At 67.6% G+C, this 23,686-nt stretch carries 20 protein-coding genes and 1 pseudogene; 16 read left to right on the top strand and 5 right to left on the bottom strand.

Annotation, left to right across the window (positions count from 1 at the left end; genetic code table 11):
* Nucleotides 1-150 precede the first annotated feature (150 nt).
* Nucleotides 151-1,194, bottom strand: a complete 1,044-nt coding sequence (locus ACFYXB_RS38975; protein WP_389589716.1) for a LacI family DNA-binding transcriptional regulator — start codon at nt 1,192-1,194, stop codon at nt 151-153.
* Between the two features lie 181 nt (nt 1,195-1,375).
* On the opposite strand from ACFYXB_RS38975, the gene ACFYXB_RS38970 reads away from it, so the two are divergent.
* The 8 genes from ACFYXB_RS38970 to ACFYXB_RS38935 all read left to right on the top strand — a co-directional run bounded on the left by ACFYXB_RS38970 (nt 1,376) and on the right by ACFYXB_RS38935 (nt 10,497).
* Nucleotides 1,376-2,161: a TIM barrel protein gene (locus tag ACFYXB_RS38970; RefSeq protein ID WP_389589718.1), complete on the top strand. Its 786-nt coding sequence runs from the start codon at nt 1,376-1,378 to the stop codon at nt 2,159-2,161.
* Between the two features lie 29 nt (nt 2,162-2,190).
* Nucleotides 2,191-3,201: a Gfo/Idh/MocA family oxidoreductase gene (locus tag ACFYXB_RS38965; RefSeq protein ID WP_389589715.1), complete on the top strand. Its 1,011-nt coding sequence runs from the start codon at nt 2,191-2,193 to the stop codon at nt 3,199-3,201.
* Nucleotides 3,202-3,347: 146 nt separating this feature from the next.
* Nucleotides 3,348-4,301 carry a 5-dehydro-2-deoxygluconokinase gene (gene iolC / locus ACFYXB_RS38960; RefSeq protein ID WP_389589714.1) on the top strand — a complete coding sequence of 318 codons (954 nt, stop codon included), beginning with the start codon at nt 3,348-3,350 and terminating at the stop codon, nt 4,299-4,301.
* Nucleotides 4,291-5,163: an aldolase gene (locus ACFYXB_RS38955; RefSeq protein WP_389589713.1), complete on the top strand. Its 873-nt coding sequence runs from the start codon at nt 4,291-4,293 to the stop codon at nt 5,161-5,163. Before iolC ends, ACFYXB_RS38955 begins: the two co-directional genes overlap by 11 nt.
* The gene (gene iolB / locus ACFYXB_RS38950; protein ID WP_389589712.1) at nt 5,160-6,059 is read left to right on the top strand and encodes a 5-deoxy-glucuronate isomerase; all 900 of its coding nucleotides are present in this window, start codon (nt 5,160-5,162) and stop codon (nt 6,057-6,059) included. The genes ACFYXB_RS38955 and iolB overlap by 4 nt, the downstream gene beginning before the upstream one ends.
* Nucleotides 6,056-7,945: a 3D-(3,5/4)-trihydroxycyclohexane-1,2-dione acylhydrolase (decyclizing) gene (gene iolD / locus ACFYXB_RS38945; protein WP_389589711.1), complete on the top strand. Its 1,890-nt coding sequence runs from the start codon at nt 6,056-6,058 to the stop codon at nt 7,943-7,945. Before iolB ends, iolD begins: the two co-directional genes overlap by 4 nt.
* Nucleotides 7,946-7,978: 33 nt before the next feature.
* Nucleotides 7,979-9,472, top strand: coding sequence for a CoA-acylating methylmalonate-semialdehyde dehydrogenase (locus ACFYXB_RS38940; RefSeq protein ID WP_389589710.1), 1,494 nt, complete (start codon nt 7,979-7,981; stop codon nt 9,470-9,472).
* Nucleotides 9,473-9,546: 74 nt separating this feature from the next.
* A complete protein-coding gene (locus ACFYXB_RS38935) occupies nt 9,547-10,497 on the top strand; it encodes a TIM barrel protein (RefSeq protein ID WP_389589709.1) in 951 nt (316 codons plus the stop codon).
* Nucleotides 10,498-10,622: 125 nt separating this feature from the next.
* On the opposite strand, the pseudogene ACFYXB_RS38930 reads toward ACFYXB_RS38935, so the two are convergent.
* Nucleotides 10,623-10,736: pseudogene (locus tag ACFYXB_RS38930) on the bottom strand (transposase); the annotation flags it as partial.
* A 403-nt stretch (nt 10,737-11,139) separates the two neighbouring features.
* Here ACFYXB_RS38930 and ACFYXB_RS38925 point away from each other — a divergent pair.
* Nucleotides 11,140-13,893: a SpoIIE family protein phosphatase gene (locus ACFYXB_RS38925; protein ID WP_389589708.1), complete on the top strand. Its 2,754-nt coding sequence runs from the start codon at nt 11,140-11,142 to the stop codon at nt 13,891-13,893.
* Nucleotides 13,894-13,997: 104 nt separating this feature from the next.
* Here the strand turns inward: ACFYXB_RS38925 and ACFYXB_RS38920 are convergent, their stop codons facing one another.
* Together ACFYXB_RS38920 and ACFYXB_RS38915 are read right to left on the bottom strand one after the other, a co-directional pair.
* Nucleotides 13,998-14,276, bottom strand: a complete 279-nt coding sequence (locus ACFYXB_RS38920) for a hypothetical protein (RefSeq protein ID WP_389589707.1) — start codon at nt 14,274-14,276, stop codon at nt 13,998-14,000.
* 3 nt (nt 14,277-14,279) lie between these two features.
* Complete coding sequence (locus tag ACFYXB_RS38915) at nt 14,280-14,828, bottom strand: transposase (protein WP_389589706.1); 549 nt, start codon at nt 14,826-14,828, stop codon at nt 14,280-14,282.
* A gap of 553 nt (nt 14,829-15,381) precedes the next feature.
* Here ACFYXB_RS38915 and ACFYXB_RS38910 point away from each other — a divergent pair.
* Genes ACFYXB_RS38910 through ACFYXB_RS38900 form a run of 3 tightly spaced genes read left to right on the top strand, consistent with a single transcriptional unit; the run spans nt 15,382 to nt 17,699 of the window.
* The gene (locus ACFYXB_RS38910; protein ID WP_389589705.1) at nt 15,382-15,813 is read left to right on the top strand and encodes a heme-binding protein; all 432 of its coding nucleotides are present in this window, start codon (nt 15,382-15,384) and stop codon (nt 15,811-15,813) included.
* Nucleotides 15,803-16,990 (top strand): MFS transporter, encoded by a 1,188-nt coding sequence (locus tag ACFYXB_RS38905; protein ID WP_389589704.1) that lies wholly within the window; start codon nt 15,803-15,805, stop codon nt 16,988-16,990. The genes ACFYXB_RS38910 and ACFYXB_RS38905 overlap by 11 nt, the downstream gene beginning before the upstream one ends.
* Nucleotides 16,991-17,042: 52 nt before the next feature.
* A complete protein-coding gene (locus ACFYXB_RS38900; RefSeq protein WP_389589703.1) occupies nt 17,043-17,699 on the top strand; it encodes a TetR/AcrR family transcriptional regulator in 657 nt (218 codons plus the stop codon).
* A 42-nt stretch (nt 17,700-17,741) separates the two neighbouring features.
* Here the strand turns inward: ACFYXB_RS38900 and ACFYXB_RS38895 are convergent, their stop codons facing one another.
* On the bottom strand, nt 17,742-18,320 hold the full coding sequence (locus tag ACFYXB_RS38895; protein WP_389589702.1) for a TetR/AcrR family transcriptional regulator: 579 nt from the start codon (nt 18,318-18,320) through the stop codon (nt 17,742-17,744).
* A 412-nt stretch (nt 18,321-18,732) separates the two neighbouring features.
* Between ACFYXB_RS38895 and ACFYXB_RS38890 the strand changes: the two genes are divergently transcribed.
* Genes ACFYXB_RS38890 through ACFYXB_RS38875 form a run of 4 tightly spaced genes read left to right on the top strand, consistent with a single transcriptional unit; the run spans nt 18,733 to nt 23,685 of the window.
* Nucleotides 18,733-19,896 carry a substrate-binding domain-containing protein gene (locus ACFYXB_RS38890; RefSeq protein ID WP_389589701.1) on the top strand — a complete coding sequence of 388 codons (1,164 nt, stop codon included), beginning with the start codon at nt 18,733-18,735 and terminating at the stop codon, nt 19,894-19,896.
* A 23-nt stretch (nt 19,897-19,919) separates the two neighbouring features.
* Entirely contained in the window at nt 19,920-21,491 is a 1,572-nt protein-coding gene (locus ACFYXB_RS38885) for a sugar ABC transporter ATP-binding protein (RefSeq protein ID WP_389589700.1), read from the top strand.
* The gene (locus tag ACFYXB_RS38880) at nt 21,488-22,486 is read left to right on the top strand and encodes an ABC transporter permease (RefSeq protein ID WP_389589699.1); all 999 of its coding nucleotides are present in this window, start codon (nt 21,488-21,490) and stop codon (nt 22,484-22,486) included. The genes ACFYXB_RS38885 and ACFYXB_RS38880 overlap by 4 nt, the downstream gene beginning before the upstream one ends.
* Complete coding sequence (locus tag ACFYXB_RS38875) at nt 22,486-23,685, top strand: hypothetical protein (RefSeq protein WP_389589698.1); 1,200 nt, start codon at nt 22,486-22,488, stop codon at nt 23,683-23,685. The genes ACFYXB_RS38880 and ACFYXB_RS38875 overlap by 1 nt, the downstream gene beginning before the upstream one ends.
* Nucleotide 23,686 lies beyond the last annotated feature (1 nt).

The raw sequence follows: 23,686 nt of genomic DNA, 5'->3' as shown, positions 1-23,686 counted from the left end.
TGGCCGCCCTGAATGTTCTACGGGCCGGGCTGGCCCGTCGCGAAGCCCAACCGGCATAGCGAGAAGCCACCCCGTTTACGGGGTGGAGGAGTCACGAGAGCGTCGGTTCCGAAGGCGTAATGGAAAGCCTCCACTCGTCCTCTGGCCTGTTCAAAGAGCGCGGTGATGGCCTCGCGGCGTGGCGGTGGTGGCACGGATGACGAGGTGGGGCGGGATCACGGTTTCGCGGACGGGGGTCCGTTCGCCTTCGAGGTGAGCAATGGCCGTTGTAACGGCATGCTGGGTGAGGGTGAGGGTGTCCTGCCTGATGGTGGTGAGATTGATATGGGCGAGGCTGGCGAGGTGGATGTCGTCGAAGCCAACGACGGAGATCTCGTCAGGGACGGTGACGCCGGAGCGCAGGAGGGTGTCAAGGACGCCGGTGGCGCTGTAGTCGTTGAAGGCGAGGACAGCGGTGGGGCGTGGCCGGCTGCCGAGAAGCATACGGGCAGCTGCGGCCCCGTCATCCTCGGTGAGTCCGCCCGGCAGGACACGGATGTGGTGGCCAAGGTCGTGGTGCTTCATGGCGGTGCGGTAACCGCGGCGACGGTCGGCGGCGCCGGGCGCCTTGCCGCCGTCGATGTGGGCAATGTCGCGGTGCCCCATAGCGACGAGATGGTCAACGGCTTGACGCGCACCTTCGTCGTCGGCGGTCCGTACGACGTCCACATTCCCGGACGGCGGCCGGAGCCTGCGTGCGACGCAGACGACCGGGAGCTGATCGGCGAGCACTCTCAGCCGTGCGGCGGGTGCCTGGGGGCCAAGCAGGATCAGCGCCTCGCAGCGGTCGCCGAGTAGCGCGTCCACGGCGTGCTGCTCACTGCGGCTGGGGGCGACCGCGCTGAGCGCGACCTGGTACCCGGCGGGCTCGGCTGCCGCATAGATGCCTTCCACCAGGTCGGCATGGAAAGGGTGCTGCAGCCCGAACTGCACCCCGAGCAGCCGCGAGCGGTTGCTGCGCAGCAGCCGCGCCCGCGTGTCGGGGCGGTAGCCGATGTCCTGGGCCGCTTCCAGGACCCGTTCACGGGTGGCGGCGCTGGCGCCCTTGACCCCGCGCATCACGATCGATACCAGGGCCGTGGACACACCCGCCCGTACCGCGACGTCGGCGAGCGTGGGCCGCTTCGCGTCCGGACCCATAGAGCTCGGTGCCATGGCGTGCCTCCTACGCTGATGCCCGCTCCGCCCCGAGCGAGGATCGTAGACCAGATGAAGAATCCCGGCTCAAAGGTACTACAACGTTCTAGTTATCTGCACGCAGGAGCTTGACAAGCAGGCCGACCGGCTGGCGTACTGGCCCGGCGACTAGAACGTTCTACATGAGGAGTGGGTGACGATGTACACCTTGGCGGTCTGCGCCGAAATGGTCTTCCTGGACCTGCCGATCCACGAGCGGGCCCGACGCATCCACGACCTCGGCTTCCAGGTCGAGATCTGGGACTGGACCCGCCACGACTTGGCCGCGCTGACTGGTACGGGCGCCGTCTTCTCTTCGATGACCGGCTATGTCCGCGGCAGCCTGACCGACTCTGACGGGGCAGCCGAACTGCTGCGCACCGCCGAGGAGTCGATAAAGGTCGCCGAACAACTGGGCTGCCTGCGGCTGAACCTGCACGGCACCGGCCTGGACGACAAGGGCCTGCCGGTCGTCCCAGTCACCGGCCCGGCCACCGGACCGATGTGGATCGCCGCCCAGCGCACCCTCAGCCGCGTTGCGGAGCTGGGCGAACGCGCCGGGATCACCTTCACCCTGGAGAACCTCAACACTGCCGTCAACCACCCCGGCGTACCCTTCGCAACGGCCGCGGACACCTTGGCCCTGGTCGCGGCGGTAGACCGGCCGGGACTGCGCATGAACCTGGACCTGTACCACGCGCAGATCGGCGAAGGAAACCTCATCGAGCTCGTCCACCGAGCCCACCGTCTCGGCCTGATCGGCGAGATACAGGTCGCCGACGTCCCCGGCCGCTGCGAGCCCGGCACCGGGGAGATCAACTACCCAGCGGTCGCCCGCGCCCTGACAGACCTCGGCTACAACGGCACGGTCGCCCTGGAGGCCTGGTCTTCCACCGATAGCGACCTCGCTCTGGAGCGCTTCCGCTCCGCCTTCACCCCCGCCTGATCACCACGACCCGCATACGGAGAAGAATCATGATCAATGTAGGTCTCATCGGCGCCGGCCGGATGGGCTCGTTCCACGGCGCCACCCTCGCCCACCGCCTCCCCGGCACCCGCCTCGCCGCTGTCGCCGACCCTGCACCCGGAGCCGCTCAGCGCCTCGCGGATCGCCTCGGCAGCCCGAAGGCGCTGAGCGACATCAACGCCCTCCTCGCCGATCCCGGCATCGATGCCGTGGTCATCAGCACCCCCGCTCGCACCCACGCCGACCTCGTCGAGGCGGCAGCCCGTGCCGGCAAGGCGGTCTACTGCGAGAAGCCCATGGCCGTCACCCTCGCCGACGCCGACCGCGCCATCGCCGCAGCCGATCAGGCTGGCGTCCCGCTTCAGGTCGGCTTCAACCGCCGCTACGACCCCGGTTTCCGCGCCGCCCACGAGGAGATCGTCGCTGGCGGCATCGGCACCCCGCAGCTCCTGCGCTCCCTCACCCGCGACCCCAAGCTTGCGGACCCCGCCCCCATCCCGCCGTGGACGATCTTCCTCGAGACCCTGATCCACGACTTCGACACCCTGCGCTTCCTCAACCCCGGAGCCGAGCCCGTCGAAGTCTTCGCCCTGGCCGACGCCCTCGTACGCCCCGACTTCAAGCACCGAGGCCTCCTCGACACCGCCGTGGTCACCATTCGCTTCGACAACGGCGCCCTCGCCACCGCCGAGGCCAGCTTCCAGGCCGTGTACGGCTATGACGTCCGTGGCGAGGTCTTCGGCTCGGACGGCATGTTCACCATGGGCGACCTGCGCCGCACTCACCTCACCGCCTACAGCCCCGAGGGCATCACCGCCAGTACCGTCACGTACGACCAGGACCTCTTCCACGACGCCTACGTCGCCGAACTCGCCGATTTCACCGATACGGTCCGCACCGGCCGCGCCCCCGCCGTCACCGGGACCGACGCCCGGGCCGCCCTGTCCATCGCCCTCGCCGCCATCGAGTCCGTGACCACCGGCGGCCCGGTCCGCATCGCCGGCCTCAAGGACCAGTGAGACATGACATTTGCACAGAGGTCATCGCGCACACGAACTAGAACGTGCTAGTAGCGCGCGACAGTAACTCGTCGCCCCAGAGGGCACCCCTCAGGACACCCTCGAAATCTTCCCGGAGTCTCCGGAGTGAAGGGATAGAAGCTGCAATGTCGTTCGATGTGTTGACCATAGGTCGCGTGGGAGTGGACGTATACCCACTCCAGACAGGCCTGGGGCTGGCTGACGTCACCTCGTTCGGCAAGTACCTCGGCGGCAGCCCGACCAACGTCGCCGTCGCGGTTGCGCGTTACGGGCACAACGCCGCCGTGATCACCAAGACGGGCACCGACCCGTTCGGGGACTTCGTCCGTAAGGCCCTGGACGGCTACGGCGTCGACAGTCGCTTCGTCGGTAGGTCGGACATCGCACCGACTCCCGTCACCTTCTGTGAAATCTTCCCGCCGGACGACTTCCCGCTCTACTTCTACCGACTGCCGAAAGCTCCTGACCTCGACATACGTCTCGACGAACTGGACCTCAACGCCATCAGCGCCGCACGGATCTTTTGGATCACCGGCACCGGTCTGAGCGAGGAGCCGAGCCGGTCCGCGACCCTCGCGGCTCTGCGCCACCGGGCCAAGGCCGGGACGACCGTCTTCGACCTCGACTGGCGCCCCATGTTCTGGACCTACCCCGCCGAGGCTCGCACCTACTACGCCGAGGCCCTGCGCCACACCACCGTCGCCGTCGGCAACCTCGACGAGTGCGAGGTGGCGACGGGCGAGCGCGATCCGTACACCGCCGCGAAGGCGCTGCTCGCCGCCGGTGTCGAGCTGGCCGTCGTGAAGCAGGGTCCCAAGGGCGTCCTCGCGATGGGCCGCGACGGCTCCACAGCCGAGATTCCGCCACTTTCCATCGAGGTCGTCAACGGGCTGGGCGCGGGTGACGCCTTCGGCGGCGCCCTGTGCCACGGCCTGCTGTCCGGCTGGGAGAACACACGCATGGTGTCCTTCGCCAATGCCGCCGGCGCCCTCGTCGCGGGCCGTCTGGCCTGCTCCGATGCCATGCCCACCGAGGCCGAGGTCGAGGCCAAGCTGCGCGAGGTGAACAGTGCTGTCTGAGAACGTGAGCCGGATCGTGGACGCGAGGGTCAAGGACCCGGCTGCGATCGCAGCGGCGGCTGCCCGGCGTGTGAAGGCCACCTCGCTGCTCGGCGAGCACGGCAAGGCCATGATCATCGCCGCCGACCATCCGGCGCGCGGTGCCAATGGCGTAGGCGGCGACCCCACCGCCCTGGCCGACCGCTTCCAGCTGCTCGACCGGATGTGCGTCGCCCTCAAGCGCCCCGGCGTCACCGGTGTCCTCGCCACCGCGGACATCCTGGAAGACCTGCTGCTGCTCGGCGTCCTGGACGGCAAGAGCGTCTTCGGGTCCATGAACCGGGCCGGGCTCGCCGGCTCTGTCTTCGAGATCGACGACCGGTTCACTGGGTACGACGCCGAGACGATCGCCGCGATGGGCTTCGACGGGGGCAAGATGCTCACCCGTATCGCCCTCGGCGACCCGGCAACCCCATCCGCTCTGGAGAACACCGCACGTGCCGTCAACAAGCTCAATGACCGCCACCTCATCGCGATGGTCGAGCCGTTCATCTCGGAGTGGCGGGACGGGAAGATCCGCAACGACCTCTCCCCCGACGCGGTCGTCAAGTCGATCACCATCGCCTCCGGCCTTGGCCGCCGTACCGCCTACACCTGGCTGAAGCTGCCGGTCGTGGCAGACATGGAGCGGGTCCTGGCCTCCTCGACATTGCCCGCGCTGCTGCTCGGCGGCGAGGTCACCGACCTCGACGCGGCCTTCGCCTCCTGGGGCAAGGCCCTCAAGCTGCCCACCGCGCAGGGTCTGGTCGTCGGCCGCTCCCTGCTCTACCCCTCGGACGGCGACGTCGCCGGTGCCGTGGACCGGGCGGTGAGCCTGCTGTGAGCACCCACGACAACCACCACCTGCCCAAGGGGACCTCGGCGGAGGGCACGTACGACCTCGTCATCACCCCCGAGTCCGCGGGCTGGGGCCACTCGGGCCTGCGCATCCTCACGCTGGCTCCCGGCCAGGCGCACCCCCTCTCCACCGGCGACTGCGAGTTCCTGGTCCTGCCGATCACGGGCGGCTGCACCGTCACCGTCGCGGGCGAGGCCTTCCACCTCTCCGGCCGGACGGGGGTCTTCGACTCAACCACCGACTTCGCGTACCTGCCCCGCGATTCGGAGGCCCTCCTCAGCAGCGCGGCCGGCGGAAGGTTCGCACTGCCCTCCGCCCGTACCGAGCGTGGCGGCCTCCGTGCCCGGTACGGGCACAAGGAGGACGTTCCCGTCGAGCTGCGCGGCGCGGGCAACTGCTCCCGCCAGGTCAACAACTACTGCCTGCCCGGCACGTTCGAGGCCGAGCAGCTGCTGGTCTGCGAGGTGCTCACACCCGGCGGGAACTGGTCCTCCTATCCCCCGCACAAGCACGACGAGGCACGGACGGACGCGGACAGCAACCCCGTGGAGAGCGAACTCGAGGAGATCTACTACTTCGAGATCGCCGGCGGCGAGAACGCCTTTGGCTACCAGCGCGTGTACGGCACGCCGGACCGGCCGATCGACGTGCTCGCCGAAGTCCGCTCCGGCGACGCGGTGCTGATCCCGCACGGCTGGCACGGTCCGTCGATCGCCGCACCCGGCTACGACCTCTACTACCTCAACGTCATGGCGGGTCCGGGACAGGATCGCGCCTGGCTGATCTGCGACGACCCGGCGCACGGATGGGTGCGCACGACGTGGGAGTCCCAGGAAACCGACCCACGGCTCCCCTTCGGCGCCAAGGAGAACGACCGATGACCGAGACGACCGTCCGCCTCACCACCGCTCAGGCCCTCGTCCGCTTCCTGGCCAACCAGCACAGCGAGCGCGACGGCCAGGAGCAGCGGCTGATCCCCGGTGCCTGGGGCATCTTCGGGCACGGAAACGTGGCTGGCATTGGCCAAGCACTGCTGCAGGCCGCGATCACGCGCGAGGCGGACCTCCCCTATTACCTGGCCCGCAACGAGCAGGGCATGGTGCACGCGGCGGTGGCGTACGCGAAGATGCGCGACCGGCTCGCCGCCTTCGCGTGTACGGCATCGACCGGCCCCGGCTCGACCAACATGATCACGGGTGCGGCGCTGGCGACGACCAACCGGCTGCCGGTGCTGCTGCTGCCGAGCGACATGTTCGCGACCCGCGTCGCCGACCCGGTCCTCCAGCAACTGGAGGACACCCGCGGCGGGGACGTCACCGTCAACGACGCCTTCCGGGCCGTATCGAAGTACTTCGACCGCATCTCGCGGCCCGAGCAGCTCATCCCTGCCGCGCTCGCCGCCATGCGCGTGCTGACCGACCCGGTGGAGACCGGCGCCGTCACGCTCGCCCTGCCGCAGGACGTGCAGGCCGAGGCATACGACTGGCCGGTCGCCTTCTTCCGGCGCCGGGTGTGGCATGTGGGCCGCCCGGCGCCGGAACCCCAGGCCGTCGAGCGCGTCGCCCGGCTGTTGCGCGGTGCGAGGAAGCCGCTGATCGTCGCGGGCGGCGGCACCGTCTACTCCGGCGCCGAGATCCAGCTGCGCGCCTTCGCCGAGGCCACCGGCATCCCGGTCGCGGACACGCACGCCGGCAAGGGCGCGGTGCCCTGGGACCACCCGTGCGCGGTCGGCGGCATCGGCTCCACCGGAGCGTACGCGGCGAACGAGCTGGCGAAGGAGGCCGACGTCGTCCTCGGCATCGGCACCCGCTACAGCGACTTCACCACCGCCAGCCACACCGTCTTCGGCAACCCCGACGTCACCTTCGTCAACCTCAACGTCACCCGCCTGGACGCCGTTAAGCACTCCGCCGAGCCGCTCATCGCCGACGCCCGGCTCGGCATCGAGGCCCTCGCGGGTGCGCTCACGGACTGGGAGGTCGATCAGGAGTACCGCGACCACACTCGCCAACTCATCGCCCGTACAAGGGAGATCGAGGAAGAGTGCTTTGCCCCCGGCCGGAACACCGACGAACTCCCCGCGCAGACGCAGATCCTCGGGGCGCTCAACGAAGCCCTCGCAGACCGCGACGTCGTCATCAACGCCGCCGGTTCCATGCCCGGCGACCTGCAGCAGCTGTGGCGGGCGCGGGACCCGAAGGCGTACCACGTCGAGTATGCGTACTCCTGCATGGGGTACGAGGTCGCGGCCGGCGTCGGCGCGAAGATGGCCGACCCGTCGCGTGAGGTCGTCGTCCTGGTCGGCGACGGCTCGTACCTGATGATGGCTCAGGAGATCGTCACCATGGTCGCCGAGGGCCTGAAGGTCATCATCGTCCTTGTCCAGAACCACGGCTTCGCCTCGATCGGCGCACTGTCGGAGTCGCTCGGCTCGCAGCGATTCGGAACGAAGTACCGCTTCCGAAACGGGGGTTCAGGTCAGCTCGACGGCGATGTTCTCCCCGTCGACCTCGCCGCCAACGCCTCTTCCCTCGGCGCGGACGTCCTGCACGCCACCACCGTCGACGAGTTCCGTACGGCGATCGAGAAGGCGAAGGCGGCCGACCGCACCACGGTCGTGCACGTCGAGACCGACCTGTACGGGCCGAACCCGCCCGCACACGGATGGTGGGACGTGCCGGTCAGCGAGGTCTCCGCGCTCGACTCCACGCGAGAGGCATATGAGAAGTACGCCTCCGCCAAGCGCGCCCAGCACCACTACCTGTAGCTCAACAGTCACCCAAGCAAAGGACATCCACACGTGAAGATCATCGAGCACTGGATCAACGGCTCCGTCGCCGGGCCAGGACCCCGCACCACCCCGGTGTTCAATCCGGCTACCGGCTGGCAACAGGCGCAGGTTGCGCTCGCATCGCAGGCCGACGTGGACGCCGCCGTCGCGGCCGCGGCCGCCGCCTTCGAGACCTGGTCCGAATCGTCGCTCACCCAGCGCACCCAGGTGATGTTCGCCTTCCGCCAGCTCCTCGTGGAGCACGAGGAGGAGCTGGGCCGGATCATCTCCGCCGAGCACGGCAAGACCGTCGACGACGCGCGAGGCGAGATCGTGCGCGGCCGGGAGGTCGTCGAGTTCGCCTGCGGCCTCGGCGACATCCTCAAGGGCAAATTCTCCGACCAGGTCTCGCGCGGCGTCGACGTGCACAACTTCCGCCAGCCGCTCGGCGTCGTCGCAGGCATCACGCCCTTCAACTTCCCCGCGATGGTGCCCCTGTGGATGCACCCGATCGCCATCGCGACCGGCAACACCTTCATCCTCAAGCCGAGCGAGCGCGACCCCTCCGCCGCCAACTTCGTGGCGGAGCTGTACAAGAGGGCCGGGCTGCCGGACGGCGTCTTCAACGTTGTGCACGGCGACAAGGAGGCAGTCGACGCGATCCTCACCCACCCCGGCATCGAAGCCGTCTCGTTCGTCGGGTCGACCCCGATCGCCAAGTACGTCCACGAGAGCGCCACCAAGTCGGGCAAGCGGGTACAGGCCCTCGGTGGAGCGAAGAATCACGCCGTCGTTCTCCCGGACGCCGACCTGGAGTTTGCTGCGAACCAGATCACGGCGGGCGCCTACGGATCGGCCGGTGAGCGTTGCATGGCTGTGTCCGTCGCCGTCGCGGTCGGTGGAGTCGCTGATGCACTGGTCGGTGTCCTTGAGGGCAAGGCTCGCGCGGTCAAGGTGGGCCCCGGTGACGCACCCGACATCGAGATGGGCCCGCTGGTCACCAAGGCCGCGCAGGAGCGCGTCGAGAACGCGGTCGGCGCCGCCGCCGCGCAGGGCGCCACCGTCGTCGTGGACGGCCGCGGGCTGAAGATCGACGGTCACGAGGAGGGCTTCTTCACCGGCCCGTCGCTGCTCGACCACGTGACGGCCGAGATGGACGCGTACAAGGAGGAGCTGTTCGGGCCGGTCCTCGCCGTCGTCCGCGTCGACACGCTCGACGAGGCCATCGACCTCATCAACGCCAACCCGTACGGCAACGGCACCGCCCTGTTCACCGGCTCCGGCGAGGCGGCGCGCCGTTTCCAACGCAAGGTCGAGGTCGGCATGATCGGCGTCAACGTGCCGGTGCCCGTGCCGATGTCGTACTACTCCTTCGGCGGTTGGAAGGACTCCCTCATCGGCGACTCCCCCGTCCACGGCCCCGAAGGTATCCGCTTCTACACCCGCCCCAAGGTCGTCACCACACGCTGGCCCCAGCCCAAGCAGCAGGTCGCCGCAGGCTTCACGTTCCCTGTATCCAGCTGAGTCCTGCAGCAGCAAGACCTAGAAACCCCACGCCGGGAAAAAACTCCCGCCCTCATCTCCGAAGGACTCTGCCCATGGCAACGACGCCATCCACGCTCCGCACCGTAGCGGGCAACCTGTGCCTCGGCTCCGCTCCCGACTCCTGGGGCATCTGGTTCCCCGAGGACGAGCACCAGGTCCCCTACACCCGCTTCCTCGACGAGCTGGCGCAGGCCGGCTACGAGTGGCTGGAGCTCGGACCGTACGGCTACCTCCCCACCGACCCGGCCGTACTCGCCGAGGAACTGGCCGTACGCGGCCTGAAGGTCTCCGGCGGCACCGCCTTCGGCGCGCTGCACCGCCCAGAGGCCTGGAACGAGATGCTCGCCCACGTCCGGCAGGTCGCTGCGCTGACCGCCGCCGCGGGCGCTCACCACCTCGTCCTCATTCCACATATGTACCGGGACGAGAAGACCGGCGCGTTCACCGAGTCGCCCGAGCTGACCGCCGAGCAGTGGGCGGGCTTCGGCCAGAACGCCGACCGGCTCGGCAAGCTGCTGCTCGAGGAGTACGACGTACGCCTCGTCCTCCACCCGCACGCCGACAGCCACATCCAGACGCAACCAGAGATTGAGCGGCTGCTCAACGAGTCGGACAGCCGGTACACGAACCTCTGCCTGGACACCGGACACGTCGTTTACGGCGGCGGTGACAACGTGGATCTCATCCGACGGTTCGGGGAGCGCATCGGCTACGTACACATCAAGCAAATGGACCCGACGATCCTGGACCAAGTCGCCACCGAGAACTTGTCGTTCGGTGAGGCCGTCAAGCGCGGTGTGTGCGTGACGCCTCCCGCGGGCGTGCCTGACCCCGCCTCCGTGGTCGAGGAACTCGCCAAGCTGGACGCCGAGGTGTTTGTGATCGTCGAGCAGGACCTGTATCCGTGCGCCCCCGATGTACCACTGCCCATCGCCATACGGACACGCGAGCACCTGACCGGCTTGGGCCTCTCGGAAACTCGACGGCCGAACAGCCACCGGTAGGGATGGCCGCGTATGGGATCACTGCCTCTCTTCACCGAGGGGCGTGATCATCCAGCGTTGCTGCTCGGGGGCTTCCGTATCGCCTGTTGGCATCAGTGCGACTGACCCCGTGGGCGCCGCCACGACTCGGTGATCGTGGAGATGGTGTTCTTGGAGACCTCGGCGCCATAGACCTCCCCCGGATGAGCCGAGATCTCTCCGTGTGTGAGCCCGCGGGCGGACGGCGAGAGAACCATCTCAGTTCAGAGCGTCCGGCTTCAGCCCTGCCGGCTGTACTTTTTCCACGACCTCAGCCGGGACGGTCACGTGTACTCCTGATCGAAGATCCACCGTTCACCGTGCAGATCCTGTCCGGTGGCAAAGACAGGGAGCAACAAGCGTTTCATCCCTTGCGCCCTTCTTGATGACGCATGTCGGTGGAAGTGTCGAGCATCGGTCGATGTAGGGGTACGGCAAACCCGGGCTGGACTTTCTGCCGCCTCTTGCCCGCCTCACTGGGAAACTTCCGGTGTCGGGCAGTGGGGCCACGAGCGGCGGATACCAGCTGTCACCAGCGATTTCTCAGCCCTCTCCAAATCTTGGTGATTCCGTTTTCCGGGCGCAGACTGAAAAAATAGGAGTTGTTCCTGGGGCGAGGCGCATATGAGCACACCGTGGTATGACACTGCTGCTCTCACGGAGGCCCGCGACAGACTGCTGTCCGGCAGGACGGTGGGGAAGGCCGTCCGCAAGCCCATCCTGAGTTCCTGGCAGCGGTGCCGACTCCTTGGCCTTGCGACCGACCGCCTTGAGGCTGACTACGACCCCGACCTGAATTTCGGGGGCAAGCTCGCGCATGCCGCCGGGCCCGTACTCGACCGTCTGGAGTCCCAGCTCTCGGGCATGCCGGTGAGCGTCTTCCTCTCCGACGAGCGGGCCCGGGTCGTGGAACGCCGGGGTGACGAGCCCTCCTTGAACCGCTACCTCGACGGGCTGCAACTTGCCCCTGGTTTGAGCACGGCCGAGGAACTCGTCGGCACCAACGGCATCGGCACCGTCCTCGTCGGGGCCGAGCCCACGTTCGTGATCGGCCGCGAGCACTTCGCCGATGCCTGGCACAGACTCGCCTGTGCAGGCGCACCCGTTCGCGATCTTTTGAGCGGGCAGTTCGTCGGCGTATTCAGTCTGACGTGCGACCATCTCGATGCCGATCCAGCCATGCCGGAAGTCGTGGCCGAGGCGGCCCGCGGCATCGAGCAGCGGCTGCTCAGCAGCGTGACCGCTCGCGAGCGTGCCCTGCTGGAGGCGTACCAGGATGCTCGCGGCCGAATGACGGCCGACCAACCGCCCACAGACTTCCTGGATCCGCGCGACCGGCTCATCTTGGAAGAGCGCGCGACCGAGCTGATCTCGTCGGGCCAAGTCGGCCTCGCCGAGGTGGGACTCAGCGATGGCCGCAAGGCCATCCTCGTCAGCCGGCGAATCAGAAGCTCGTCCGGCGTGACCGGTGTCGCCGTTGAAGCAGTCTTCCCCGGCGTCGGCATTCACCCTCTCCGTCCGCCCCAGTCCTCGGAGACTTTGGAGATCGAATCGCCCGGCGCGGAATCGGTCGGATCGCACGGTCACGTGTCGGGGCATCCCCTCGCGACCGCGCCGTCCGACGCGCCGACGGCACCGGCCGACCGGTGGCTGCTCGCCGTCGGCGAGCCCCTCACCGGCCAGCTCGCCGTGCGGGCCCGTCAGCGCCTCGGCCTGATCGCCGATGCCGGCTCCCAGATCGGAACCACACTCGATGTGTCGCGGACCGCCGAGGAACTGACCGAGGTGGCCGTCCCCCGGTTCGCCGACTTCGCGGCCGTTGACCTGCCGGACTCGGTGCTGCTCGGCGAGGAACCGATCCGAGTGGACCATCCGTTGCGCCGGGCAGCCATCCGCGGCACGCACGAGGTCTCGGACCTCCACGCGGTCGGCGACCTGATCACCTACACCCCGTCCACGCCGCAGGCCCAGGCTCTGGCCACGGGCGAGCCAGTGCGTGAACGGACGCTGTCCCGAGCTCTAGGGTGGATAGCCCATGATCCGGTCCGCGGCTCCAAGGTCCTGGGGGCGGGCGTTCACTCGCTCATCGCCTTGCCCATGGTCGCCCGCGGCATGGTCCTGGGTGTGGTCAGCCTCTACCGGTCTCGGCTTCACGGCCCCTTCGAGGAGGACGACCTCATCCTCGCGGCGGAACTGGTGGGACGTGCCGCCGTGTGCATCGACAACGCGCGCCGCTTCACCCGCGAGCACGCCATGGCACTCACGCTGCAGCGGAGCCTGCTCCCGAGCGGCCTGCCCGCCCAGCAGGCGGTGGAGGCGGCCCACCTCTACCTGCCCGCGAGGTCCGGGGTGGGAGGCGACTGGTTCGACGTCATTCCGCTGTCGGGGGCGCGGGTGGCGCTGGTCGTCGGCGATGTTGTCGGGCACGGCCTGCACGCCGCGGCGACCATGGGCCAGCTACGCACCGCGGTCCACAACTTCTCGGCTCTCGACCTGGCGGCCGAGGAGGTCCTCACCCAGCTCGACGACCTCGTCATCTGCCTCGACCTCGATGACCAGCAGGCCGGCAGGTCAGACGCGGGAATCATCGGCACGAGCTGTCTGTACGCCGTCTACGATCCGAGCACGCGGCTTTGTACCCTGAGCCGGGCCGGCCATCCGCCGCCTGCCGTCGTTTTCGCGGACGGCACCGTCGAGTTTCCCGAGGTTCCCGCGGGCCTGCCGCTCGGCCTGGGCGGTCTGCCCTTCGAGACGGTCGATGTGGATCTGCCCGAGGGCAGTCTGCTGGTCCTCTACACCGACGGGCTCGTCGAACACCTCGGCGGGGGCGATGTCGATCGCGGCCTCGCACACCTGCAGCATGCCTTGACACAACACTCCGCTGGGACGCCGGAACAGGTCTGCCAGGCGCTGGGGGCTCTGCTTCCGGCGGAGCCCAAGGACGACATCGCCCTGCTGGTGGCCCGTACCCGAGCCCTCGACGCCGGGCAGTTCGCGGTCTGGGACCTTCCCGCAGATCCACAGGTCGTCTCCCAGGTACGCGCGGACGTCACCGCCCGGCTGACCGAGTGGGACCTCGGCGATCTGGAGTTCGCCACCGAGCTGATCGTCAGTGAGCTGGTCACCAACGCGATCCGCTACGGCGGCGAACCCATCCGGCTGCGCCTACTCCACGAGACCACGCTGATCTGCGAGGTTTCCGACGGCAGTAGCATCGCCCCCCGCATGCGCCGGGCACGCACGACCGACGAGGGCGGGCGCGGGCTGTTCCTGGTCGCCCAGCTCGGTCAGCGCTGGGGCACCCGCTACACCGCGAACGGCAAGGTCATCTGGGTCGAGCAACCACTGCCCCGGCGGCCGGAGGTGGAGGCTCGGTAGGGGCGTCGCAACGCCCCTACCGGCATAGCGAGAAGCCCCGCCCTTCAGGACTTTGTTGGCGGATTCGGCATTGTCAGGCGGCGAGTCGTAAGGGCTGGACAGCCTCAGCCTGCCCGGCGGGAGGTCCTTGCCCTCTCCCGCCAGCGCACCCCCTTCCCGTCCTCGTTGCGGTGGTACTGCTGCACCCACGCGGTGCGCAGGACCTGCGCTGCCTCAATCTCCCGCAGCCAGGCGGGCGCGCCCGCCGCGTAGACGGCCTCCAGTAAGGCGAACCCGTCCGTACCCACCGTCAGCGCCCACTGCTCACGGGCGTCGGCCCCCTTGGGGAAGCGAAAGGAGTCGATGCGCTTTGCATAGCGTTCAAACCATTCCGGCGCGGCCACCTCTCACAGCCAGCCGGGCGCCGCGACCGCCAGCGTCTCCAGCGCCGCGCGCAGGGTCTCACCGACGAACTCCATCCGGTTCAGCTTCCGGACGGCAGCCAGCACATGCGTAGAGTCGGTGCGCTGGCGACCGCCTGCCCGCACCAGCTCCAGCTCGCCCACCCGTTCCAGCAGCCGGTCAAGGACCAGTTCCTCCAGACCATGCGCAATCAGCCGGTCCCGGAACTCGCTGAGCACGGAGAAGTCGAACCCGGGATCTTCCAGCTCCAGACCGAGCGCGTACTTGACGTCGATCCGCCCGCGCACCGCGTCCGCGGCCTGCCGGTCCGTCAGCCCCTCCGCGAACTGCAGCACGCTGAGCATCGCCAGCTGACCCGGCGACCACGCCGGGCCGCCCCGGCGGGGAAACGCCGAAGCGAACTGCTCGTCCTCGAACAACGGCCCGAGCTCATCCCGGATCCGCATGGCCAGGCAGCCCTTGCGGAACGCGGCTCGCGCCACCCGCACGGTGGCCTCCGGAACGGACGGGGCAGGCACAGGGCGCAGCGACATCACAGCCCTCCTTGCCTCCCCGCGAGACGGAACCGAACCCCACCAGACCGCCCGACCAAACAAGATCACCAAAGGCAGTCACCGAATCCGCCAACAAAGTCCTTCAGGGCGGGGAGGACTCACAACCATGCGCACATGCGATCTGCTTCACCCCATCCCGTCAACGGCGTCCGGCGCGGCAAGCACCTGAAGTGCGGCTGACGCTCCGGCGCAAGCACCTTCCCGCACCATCGGCCCGCCGTGGCACCACTGAGCCCGCCATCCCGGCTCTGCCCTGCTTCGTCTCCTCGGCGGGTCCCCCAGCACCAGCGCCTCGGCCACGGTCCTGCGCTTCCTCGACGAGTGATCCACGACGGATGAGGGCCAGGCAGGCCAGTCGGGAGTCCCGGGTGTCTGAGCCCGGCTGCTCTCCTGCCCTCCTGGCGTGGCGGTGTCCCAACGGTGCGGTCGCGGTCGGCGCTATCGCTGACCTGCGGTTTGACGCGTGTCGCATCAAGACCTAAAGTTTGGAACCGATCGGTGCCAAAAGGGTCCGGCGAACGAAAGGCGCATTGTGACGCTCAGCGCTGCACTTATCGAGAAGCTCATCACCGCCGCACAGGAGGAGGCGATCAGGCGCGGGTTCCCGCCGGTCAACATCAGCGTGTGCGACCGGGCGGCCCACCTGGCCGGCTTCCTCCGCATGGACGGGGCCGTCCTCGGCACCATCGACGTCGCGCACCGCAAGGCGCGTACGGCCGCCCTCTTCGAGACCGACAGCGCGGCCCTCGGCGGGGTGGCCCACCCCGACGGCCCCAGCTACATGGTCGAGCACACCAATGGCGGGCTGATCAACTTCGGTGGCGGAGTCGTCATCAAGGATGCCGACGGTACGGTCATCGGCGCGGTCGGCGTCTCCGGCGCCTCCGTGGAAGAGGACGAGACAATCGCCCAGGCCGCCGCCACTGCGGCACTCGCGAAGGAGCCAGTCGGCGATGCCGCGTAGCGTTCTCTCCCTGGCCATCTCGACCTTCGCCATCGGAACCACCGAGTTCGTGATCGTCGGGATCATTCCGTCGATCGCCAACGATCTGCAGGTCAGCATCCCCACCGCCGGACTCCTGGTGAGTCTCTACGCTCTGTCGATCACCATCGGTGCGCCGCTGTTCACCGCGCTCACCGGGCGAGTCGACCGCCGCAAGCTCATCATCTGGCTCATGGTGATCTTCCTCGTCGGAAACCTCGTCGCGGGCTTCGCACCCGGCTTCGCAACCCTGCTGGCGGCGCGCGTCATCACAGCCTTCGCTCACGCAGTCTTCTTCAGCGTCGGCGCAGCCGTCGCCTCCTCGCTTGTTCCGCGAGACAAGTCAAACAGTGCCCTGGCCGTCATGTTCGGCGGCCTGACGGTGGCCATGGTGTTGGGTGTGCCGCTCGGTTCATGGATAGGCGAGACATTTGACTGGCGTCTTCCCTTCCTGGTCGTGACGGCGCTCGCCGCGGTGAGCGTCGTCTCCCTACTGGTCCTTCTGCCAAGGGAGATCTCCCACACACCGCCGACCAGCCTGCTTTCCCAACTCCGACTGCTCCGCAATGGCCGTCTCGTCACGATGTATCTCATCACCGCACTGGGTTTCGGCGCCAATTTTGTTGTCTTCACTTACATCTCGCCGCTGCTTACATCCGTGACGGGTTTCAGTGACAACATGGTCAACGTCGGCCTCGTCGTCTTCGGAATTGCCACGGTTATCGGCAATTTCTGGGGAGGGAAACTGGCGGACCGACTGGGAACCAAGCAAGCCGTGATCGTGGTACTGGTCGGCCTGGCCGCAACGCTCGCATTCCTGCCTGTCACGGCCCACTCGGCAGTCGCCGTGTTGATCAACCTTGCTGTCTGGGGATTCTTCGGTTTTGCGATCAACCCCGTGGTGCAGACCGGAGTGGTGACGGTGGCCGAGGACGAGGTGCCCGAGTCGGTGGGCGCCGCGTCGGGGTTCAACATCGCCGCCTTCAACCTGGGGATATCCGGTGGGTCCCTGATCGGCGGACGTGTGCTCGGCAGCGTGGGTGTGCTGACCACGCCGTGGGCGGCGATTGTCCTGGCCGTAGCGGCAGCAGCCGTCGCCGGCCTCGTGCTCAAGACCCGTACGATTCGGCCGGCGCCAATGGAGGAACCCGCCAAGTGATAGCCTGGGGGATCGCGCAAAATGCGCGATCCCCCAGGCTATGAGTCGTCCAGTGGAAAGGCTCGAAAGAAAGGCGGTTGAATTGTCCAGGCCGCGGACCTTCGTCGAAGAACAGGCCCTCCAGAATGCGATGTTCGCCTTCTGGAAATACGGGTATGAAGGCGCTTCACTGAGCGTTCTCATGAAAGCCACAGGCTTGGGCAAGACGAGTCTCTATCGAACCTTCGGCAGCAAAGAGGAACTGTTCCAGCGAGCACTGGAGCTCTACCACTCCGACTACCTGGACTTCCGGGTCCAGGCACTGGCCGAGACCACGCCCAAGCGCATCGCGGAAAGACTTCTGTACGGCATCGCGACGCTACACACCGGGGAGTCGACCCCGCCTGGATGCCTGGAAACGAACGGGGCCCTGGCCTGCGGTCCCGACAGTGACCCCATTCGCGAGGAGCTTGCCCGAAAGCGCGACTTGATCTGGCCTGCTCTGCGCGAGCGTCTGCGGGAGACAAGCGTGAACGGGCCGCTGCCGCGGGGCCTGGATGCCGATGCGACCGCGGCTCTGCTGGTAACCCTGATTCAGGGAATGGCAGTGCAGGCGAAGGGCGGCCACAGCAGGGCGGAACTCGAGGACACCGTACGCGCCGCCCTCAGCTTGTGGGACGGCGCGAAGGAAGAGAACGAACAGGCCTCTTCCGCCTCGCCCGCGACCTGACTTCGCAGCCCTCGTCCCGAGGGCCGGCATACTGCCGCGCCGTCAGCCGATGACGTCGTTCCAGGTGTCGAGGAAGACCTTCCACATCGGCCGTTCCCAGCCGTTGTTCGCCGCGATGGCCATCGCCCCGGCACGCAGCATCAGCAGCCGCTCGGCTGCCACGGGGGGCGCCGGATGACCCATCGCTTGCAGCATCTGCTCCACTTCGGCCATGAACCAGATGCGATGCTGCAGTGTGGCGTCCCGCACCGGATGGTTCTTGTCGAAGAATTCGGTCGAGACGTTGGAGTACGGGCAGCCGCGAAACCCGGCCGCGGCCGCCTCCTCGTAGAGGCGCCGGCCGATGGCGCGGAGCACCTCCCTCGGCTCCTGGTACAGCTCCTTGAGCTCAGCCAGCTCGTCGCGGTCATGCTGCAGCCTCAGCCCGACATAGGCCACGACGAGAGCGTCCTTGGAGGGGAAGTGCCGGTAGAAGGTCACCCGGGCCACACCGGATTCGGTGACTACCCGGTCGATTCCGACCGCCCTGATTCCCTCGCTGTAGAAAAGGCGATCTGCCGTCTGCAGGATCTTGTTGCGGGCGACCGACTGCGTGGGACCGCCTGCGGCCCGTTCCGTCACTGACTCCGACCGCCCCTTTCCTCCGCGGGTCCCCTCCACTGCCCTGCCCCCTGTCTCCACTGATGTGCCTGACCGGTCCACTTCAGTGAGAGTGTACCTCCGAGCAGGCCCATCCGACAGCAGGTGGATGGCGCCATGCCGCAGCGATCCGGCTACTCGACCAGGCCTCGGTCCGGCGTTCGTCCGACCATGCCGCGGGGGTCGTCGCCTCACTATTCATACAGGTCAACCTGCTTATAGCTGCGGTCGGGTGCGATTGGTGGGACTCGTGGACAGCACACCGTCTTCAGCGTGCGATCACACCACGGCGTCAGTCGTGTGTCCCACGTCACATGGCACCACCCTAGGCAGAATGACCGTTCTCCTCCACCATCGCTGCAGACCGCTGACGCGACTGAGGAAAGAAATCTCGATGAAGAGAGCAAGGCATCTGATAGCACTGCCGGTCGCTGCGTGCCTCGCAGCACTCTGCTCCTGCAGCTCATCCAACAGCGCAGGCACTACGGGGCAGGACGATCCGCTGGCCAAGGTCAATGCGGCCGCCCTCGCCCCCAAGGGCATCGTCGGACGCGGCCCGGACGGGGCCGAAGGACGGCCCGCCGGCTCCATCGTTCTGACACCGGGCGACATCGCGAAGGCCAGGACGGCAAAGTTCCGCGTCGGCATCGTGATGCAGACCATGAATGTCGAGTGGTCCACGGAGCAGGTGCGCGGCATCACCGACGAACTCCGGAAGTACAACGCGCAGGTGGTCGGCGTCGTCGATCCGGACTACAGCGTCGAGAAGCAGGTCGCCGGCATCCAGAACATGATCCAGAAGGCTCCGGACGCCATCTTGAGCATCCCCGTCGACGACACCGCCACCGCGGCGACGTACAAGCAGGTGGCTCGGGCCGGGATCAAGCTGATCCTCATGGACAACGTGCCCAAGGGCATGCGGTATCCCACCGACTACCAAGCGATGGTCTCGTCCGACAACCAGGGAGACGGAGCAGTCGGCGCGAAGGCCCTGGCCGCGTACATTCCACGCGGCGGCGCGGTCGGTGTGCTCCACTTCGGGGTCGACTTCCGCGTCACGGAAGACAGGCGCGCAGGCTTCGTCGACTGGATGAAGGCCAACAGGCCGGACATCAAGATCAAGGAGGTCGAGTTCCTCGATCCGGCCAAGGCCGGCGACGAAGCGGCGAACTTCCTCACGGCCAACCCCGACGTGCAGGGCATGTTCACCGAGTGGGAGGTCCCCGCGACCGGTATCGAGAGCGCGTTGCGCGCTCAGGGCCGCAGTCTTCCGATCACGTCCGTCAACATCGCGTCCGACGTCGCGCTCGACATGGCCAACGACGGGATGATCAAGGCAGTCGGCGCCCAGGTCCCCTACGACCAGGGAAAGGCCGAAGCCAAGGCCGCCATCGCATCGCTCCTGGGCAAGCAGGTGCCCCAGTGGATCGCCTTCCCCGCTGTACCGGTCACCCAGAACAACGTCCTGGACGCCTGGCGGCAGGTCTACCACGGCAACCCGCCCGCGCAGCTCACCGAGACATGCCGGAAGAACCACGCCTGCGACTCGAATCGCTAGCGGGCCGATCGAAAGTGCCAACCATGAACGCTCTCCCTCCCCCGAGCGGCCCCCCGGTGCCGCGGACTGGGCCCCCGCACGACTCGGCCGCCCAACCGCTGCTGCGGATGAAGGACATCGTCAAGTCGTACGGATCGGTGCAGGCTCTCAAGGGCGTCGACTTCGACCTGCGCGCCGGTGAGGTACACGGGCTCCTCGGCCAGAACGGCGCCGGTAAGTCCACGCTGATCAAAATCCTGGCCGGAGTCGAAAGAAGGACCAGCGGTACGGTCCGCGTCCGGGGACGACACCTCGACGACGCATCCCCGCAGGCCGCGCGCGCATCCGGAGTCGCCGTCGTCTATCAGGATCTCAGTCTCGTCCCGAGCATGACGGTCGCCGCCAACCTCTTCCTCGGCCGCGAGCCCAGGAACGCGGCAGGGCTCGTCGACCAGCGGGAGATCATGCGCCAATCCCGTGAGTTCATCGAGCAGTACGGCCTGCCGCTGCGGGCCGAGGCACTCGTCAGCTCCCTACCCTTCGCACATCGCCAGCTGACCGAGATCGCCAAAGCACTGATCGGGCATGCCGACATCCTGGTTCTCGACGAGCCGACCTCGTCGCTCACCGCCGAAGAGGAGCACGTCCTCTTCGATGCCGTCCGCGACGTCACCGCCCGCGGCGTCGGCGTCGTCTACGTCACGCACCGCCTGCAGGAGATCTTCACCCTCACGCAGAGAGTGACCGTCCTACGGGACGGCAGGAACGCCGCTACGTTCGACACCGCAGACAGCACGATGCCCAAGCTCGTCGACGCCATCGTCGGATCCAGAACGGACGCGGCCCAAGCCGACGAAGCGCCGATGGGGAATCCCGAATTCGGTTCGGCCGCCGTCGAGTTGAAGTCTGTCTCCAGCACGCGGCTGCGAGAGGTGAACCTGTCGGCCCGTCAGGGAGAGATCGTCGGCCTCGCCGGGACCATCGGCAGCGGCCGGACCGAACTCCTGGAAACCGTCTTCGGCCTGCTGCCGGTCACGAGCGGCACCGTATCCATCGGAGGGCACCGCACCGTCCTGCGTGACTGCGCCGACGCCATACGCCGCGGCATAGCGCTGATCCCCGAGGACAGGCACGCCGACGGTCTCGTCCTCGAGCACTCCATCGAGCACAACATCAGCCTTCCCCACCTGCGCCGGTTCTCCCGGTACGGGCTCTTCCAACGCCGCGCGTCGCATCACCGCTCGGACTCCGTCATCGAGCACCTGGGAGTCAGGACACCCAGCGCACGGCAACGCGTCGGGGCGCTCTCCGGCGGCAACCAACAGAAGATCGTCCTCGGCAAGTGGCTCGACCCCGCTCCCCGCGTCCTGCTGCTCGATGAGCCCACAGTCGGTGTCGACGTCGGCGCACGCGCCGAGATCTATCAGGCGGTCCGCACCCTGGCCGCCACCGACAAGACCGCCGTCCTGGTCGCTTCGTCGGATTTCAATGAACTCCTCCTGCTATGCGACACCATCGCCCTCGTCGCCGACGGCTGCGTGACATCGGTCCTTCCCCGGTCCCAGGTGCGCAACGAGCAGCATCTCCATGAACTCGTCCAGGAGCAGCAGTCATGACAACAACCTTGCCCCCGAAGACCGATCAGGCAGGGCCTGCCGGGCCGCACAGCCGGCTGCGGCGCTTCTTCCCGGCAGGAGAGCAGCCGTTCGTGCTCTACAGCGCCTTCGTCCTGCTCATCGTCGGCTTCTCGGTCGCGTCGCCGGTCTTCTTCTCCGCCGGGAACTTCGCCAACATCGCCCGCCAGACGGCGCTGGTCACGATCGTCGCGGTCGGTATGGCGCTCGTCATCATCACCGCCCAGATCGACCTCTCGGTCGCGTCGAACCTCGCGCTGTCGGGGGTCGTGGCCGCGATCGTGATGCGTGATGTGGCAGGCGTCTGGTGGCTCGGCACGCTGGCCGGGCTCCTGTGTGGCCTCCTCGTCGGGGTGGTGAACGGGGTACTGGTCGCCGTACTGCGGATCCCCTCGTTCCTGGTGACGCTCGGCATGATGGGAGCGGCACGAGGTGTCGCGCTCCTCCTGAGCGACACCTCGCCCGTCCTCGTCACCAACGTCGACTTCTGGAACATCTACAACGACGGCGCCCTGGCGTCCGTCTCCACTCCGATCCTGTGGACCCTGCTCGTCGTCCTGGCCGGCGGGGTCGTGCTCCACCTCAGCACCTTCGGACGCAAACTGATCGCCACCGGCGGCAACGCCCGGGCCGCCCGCTACTCCGGCATCAACACCAAGCGCGTCACACTCATCGCGTTCGCCTTCACCGGCGCTCTCGCGGGTCTGGCCGGACTGATCCTCGCGGCACGCGGCCACGCGGCCCGGCCCGACGTGGCGCAGGGCCTGGAACTGGACGTCATCGCAGCCGTCATCCTCGGCGGGACGAGTCTCTTCGGAGGCCGCGGAACCATCTTCGGCGTGGTCCTGGGGAGCCTGATCATCGGGATCCTCAACAACGGCCTCGTCCTCGCGGGAGTCGCGCCTTCCATCCAGCTCATCGTCAAGGGCGCCATCATCGTCGCCGCCGTCGCCTTCAACAGGGAAAAGGCAGAGTAATGAGCCTCTACAGCGCCTCCCCCGCAAACATCTACGGAGGAACGACCGCGGTCACCTCCACCGCTACCGGCTTCTTCAGGACCGAGCAGGTCGACGGACGGCAATGGCTCATCACACCAGACGGCCACGGCTTCTTCTCCCTCGGTCTGAACCACGCCGAGGAGACCGATCTCAAGTACCCGCACAACCACCACGTCTGGAACGAGCGGTACGGGTCACGGTCCACCTGGATCCAGGAAGGGCCCCTACGGGACCTGACCGCCTACGGCTTCAACACGCTCGGCTGGACCCAGCAGTGGGTGGCCGGCGACTACGAGATCGACGCGGACTGGATGAACCGCATCGACCTGAGGCACTCGCAGGGATGGTCCGCCCACGAGCTCAGGAACGCCCGCCTGCCGTACGTCCAGACCCTCCGCTTCGCCGAGATCGAGAACTGGAACGGCAACCCGGGCTTCCCCGACGTCTTCTCCACCGACTTCCAGGACTACTGCGATCACCTGGCCCGACGCATCTGCGCCGAGCACCGTGACGACGACCGGCTCATCGGCTACTTCTTCATCGACATCCCGTCCTGGCTCCCGCACGCCTCCGGACGCAACTTCCCGGGCCTGGAAGGCCTCGCGCCTGCCGCGTACGAACGCAGACTCTTTGACATCGCCCGCAAGTACTACGAGGTCACCACCGCCAGCGTCCGCAACGCCGACCCGGACCACCTGATCCTCGGTGACCGCTACAACGGCAACAAGGGCATCCCCGAGGTCGTCCTGCAGGCGGCCACCCCCCACATCGATGTCCTGTCCATCCAGTACTTCCCGGGGAGCACCGACGAAGCCCTGCAACGCATGCGCGACGACCTCGCGGGCTGGGCCGAGGCGACCGGCAAACCCGTCATCCTCGCCGACGTCGGAAACAGCGCCCCCACACAACTGCACGCCAGACGCTGGGACGGGCTCGCCGATCAGACGGAACGCGCGGACAACTACATCAATGCCTTCGACGCCGTCATCCACGAGCCATGGCTGACCGGCTGGCACTGGTGCGGCTACGTCGAAAACCCGGTGCGCGGATGGGGGCTCAAGAACCACCTGGACGAGCCGTACCGGGAGCTGGTCGAGCCGATCACTGCATACAACCATGCCGTCCACCAGCGCATAACGCGTACAACGGTTCACGCCCTGTCGGAAAAGGATGCATAAC

The organism is Streptomyces sp. NPDC002619 (genome assembly GCF_042889305.1).
Classification (GTDB): domain Bacteria; phylum Actinomycetota; class Actinomycetes; order Streptomycetales; family Streptomycetaceae; genus Streptomyces.
This window is presented reverse-complemented; position numbering and strand designations above follow the sequence as displayed.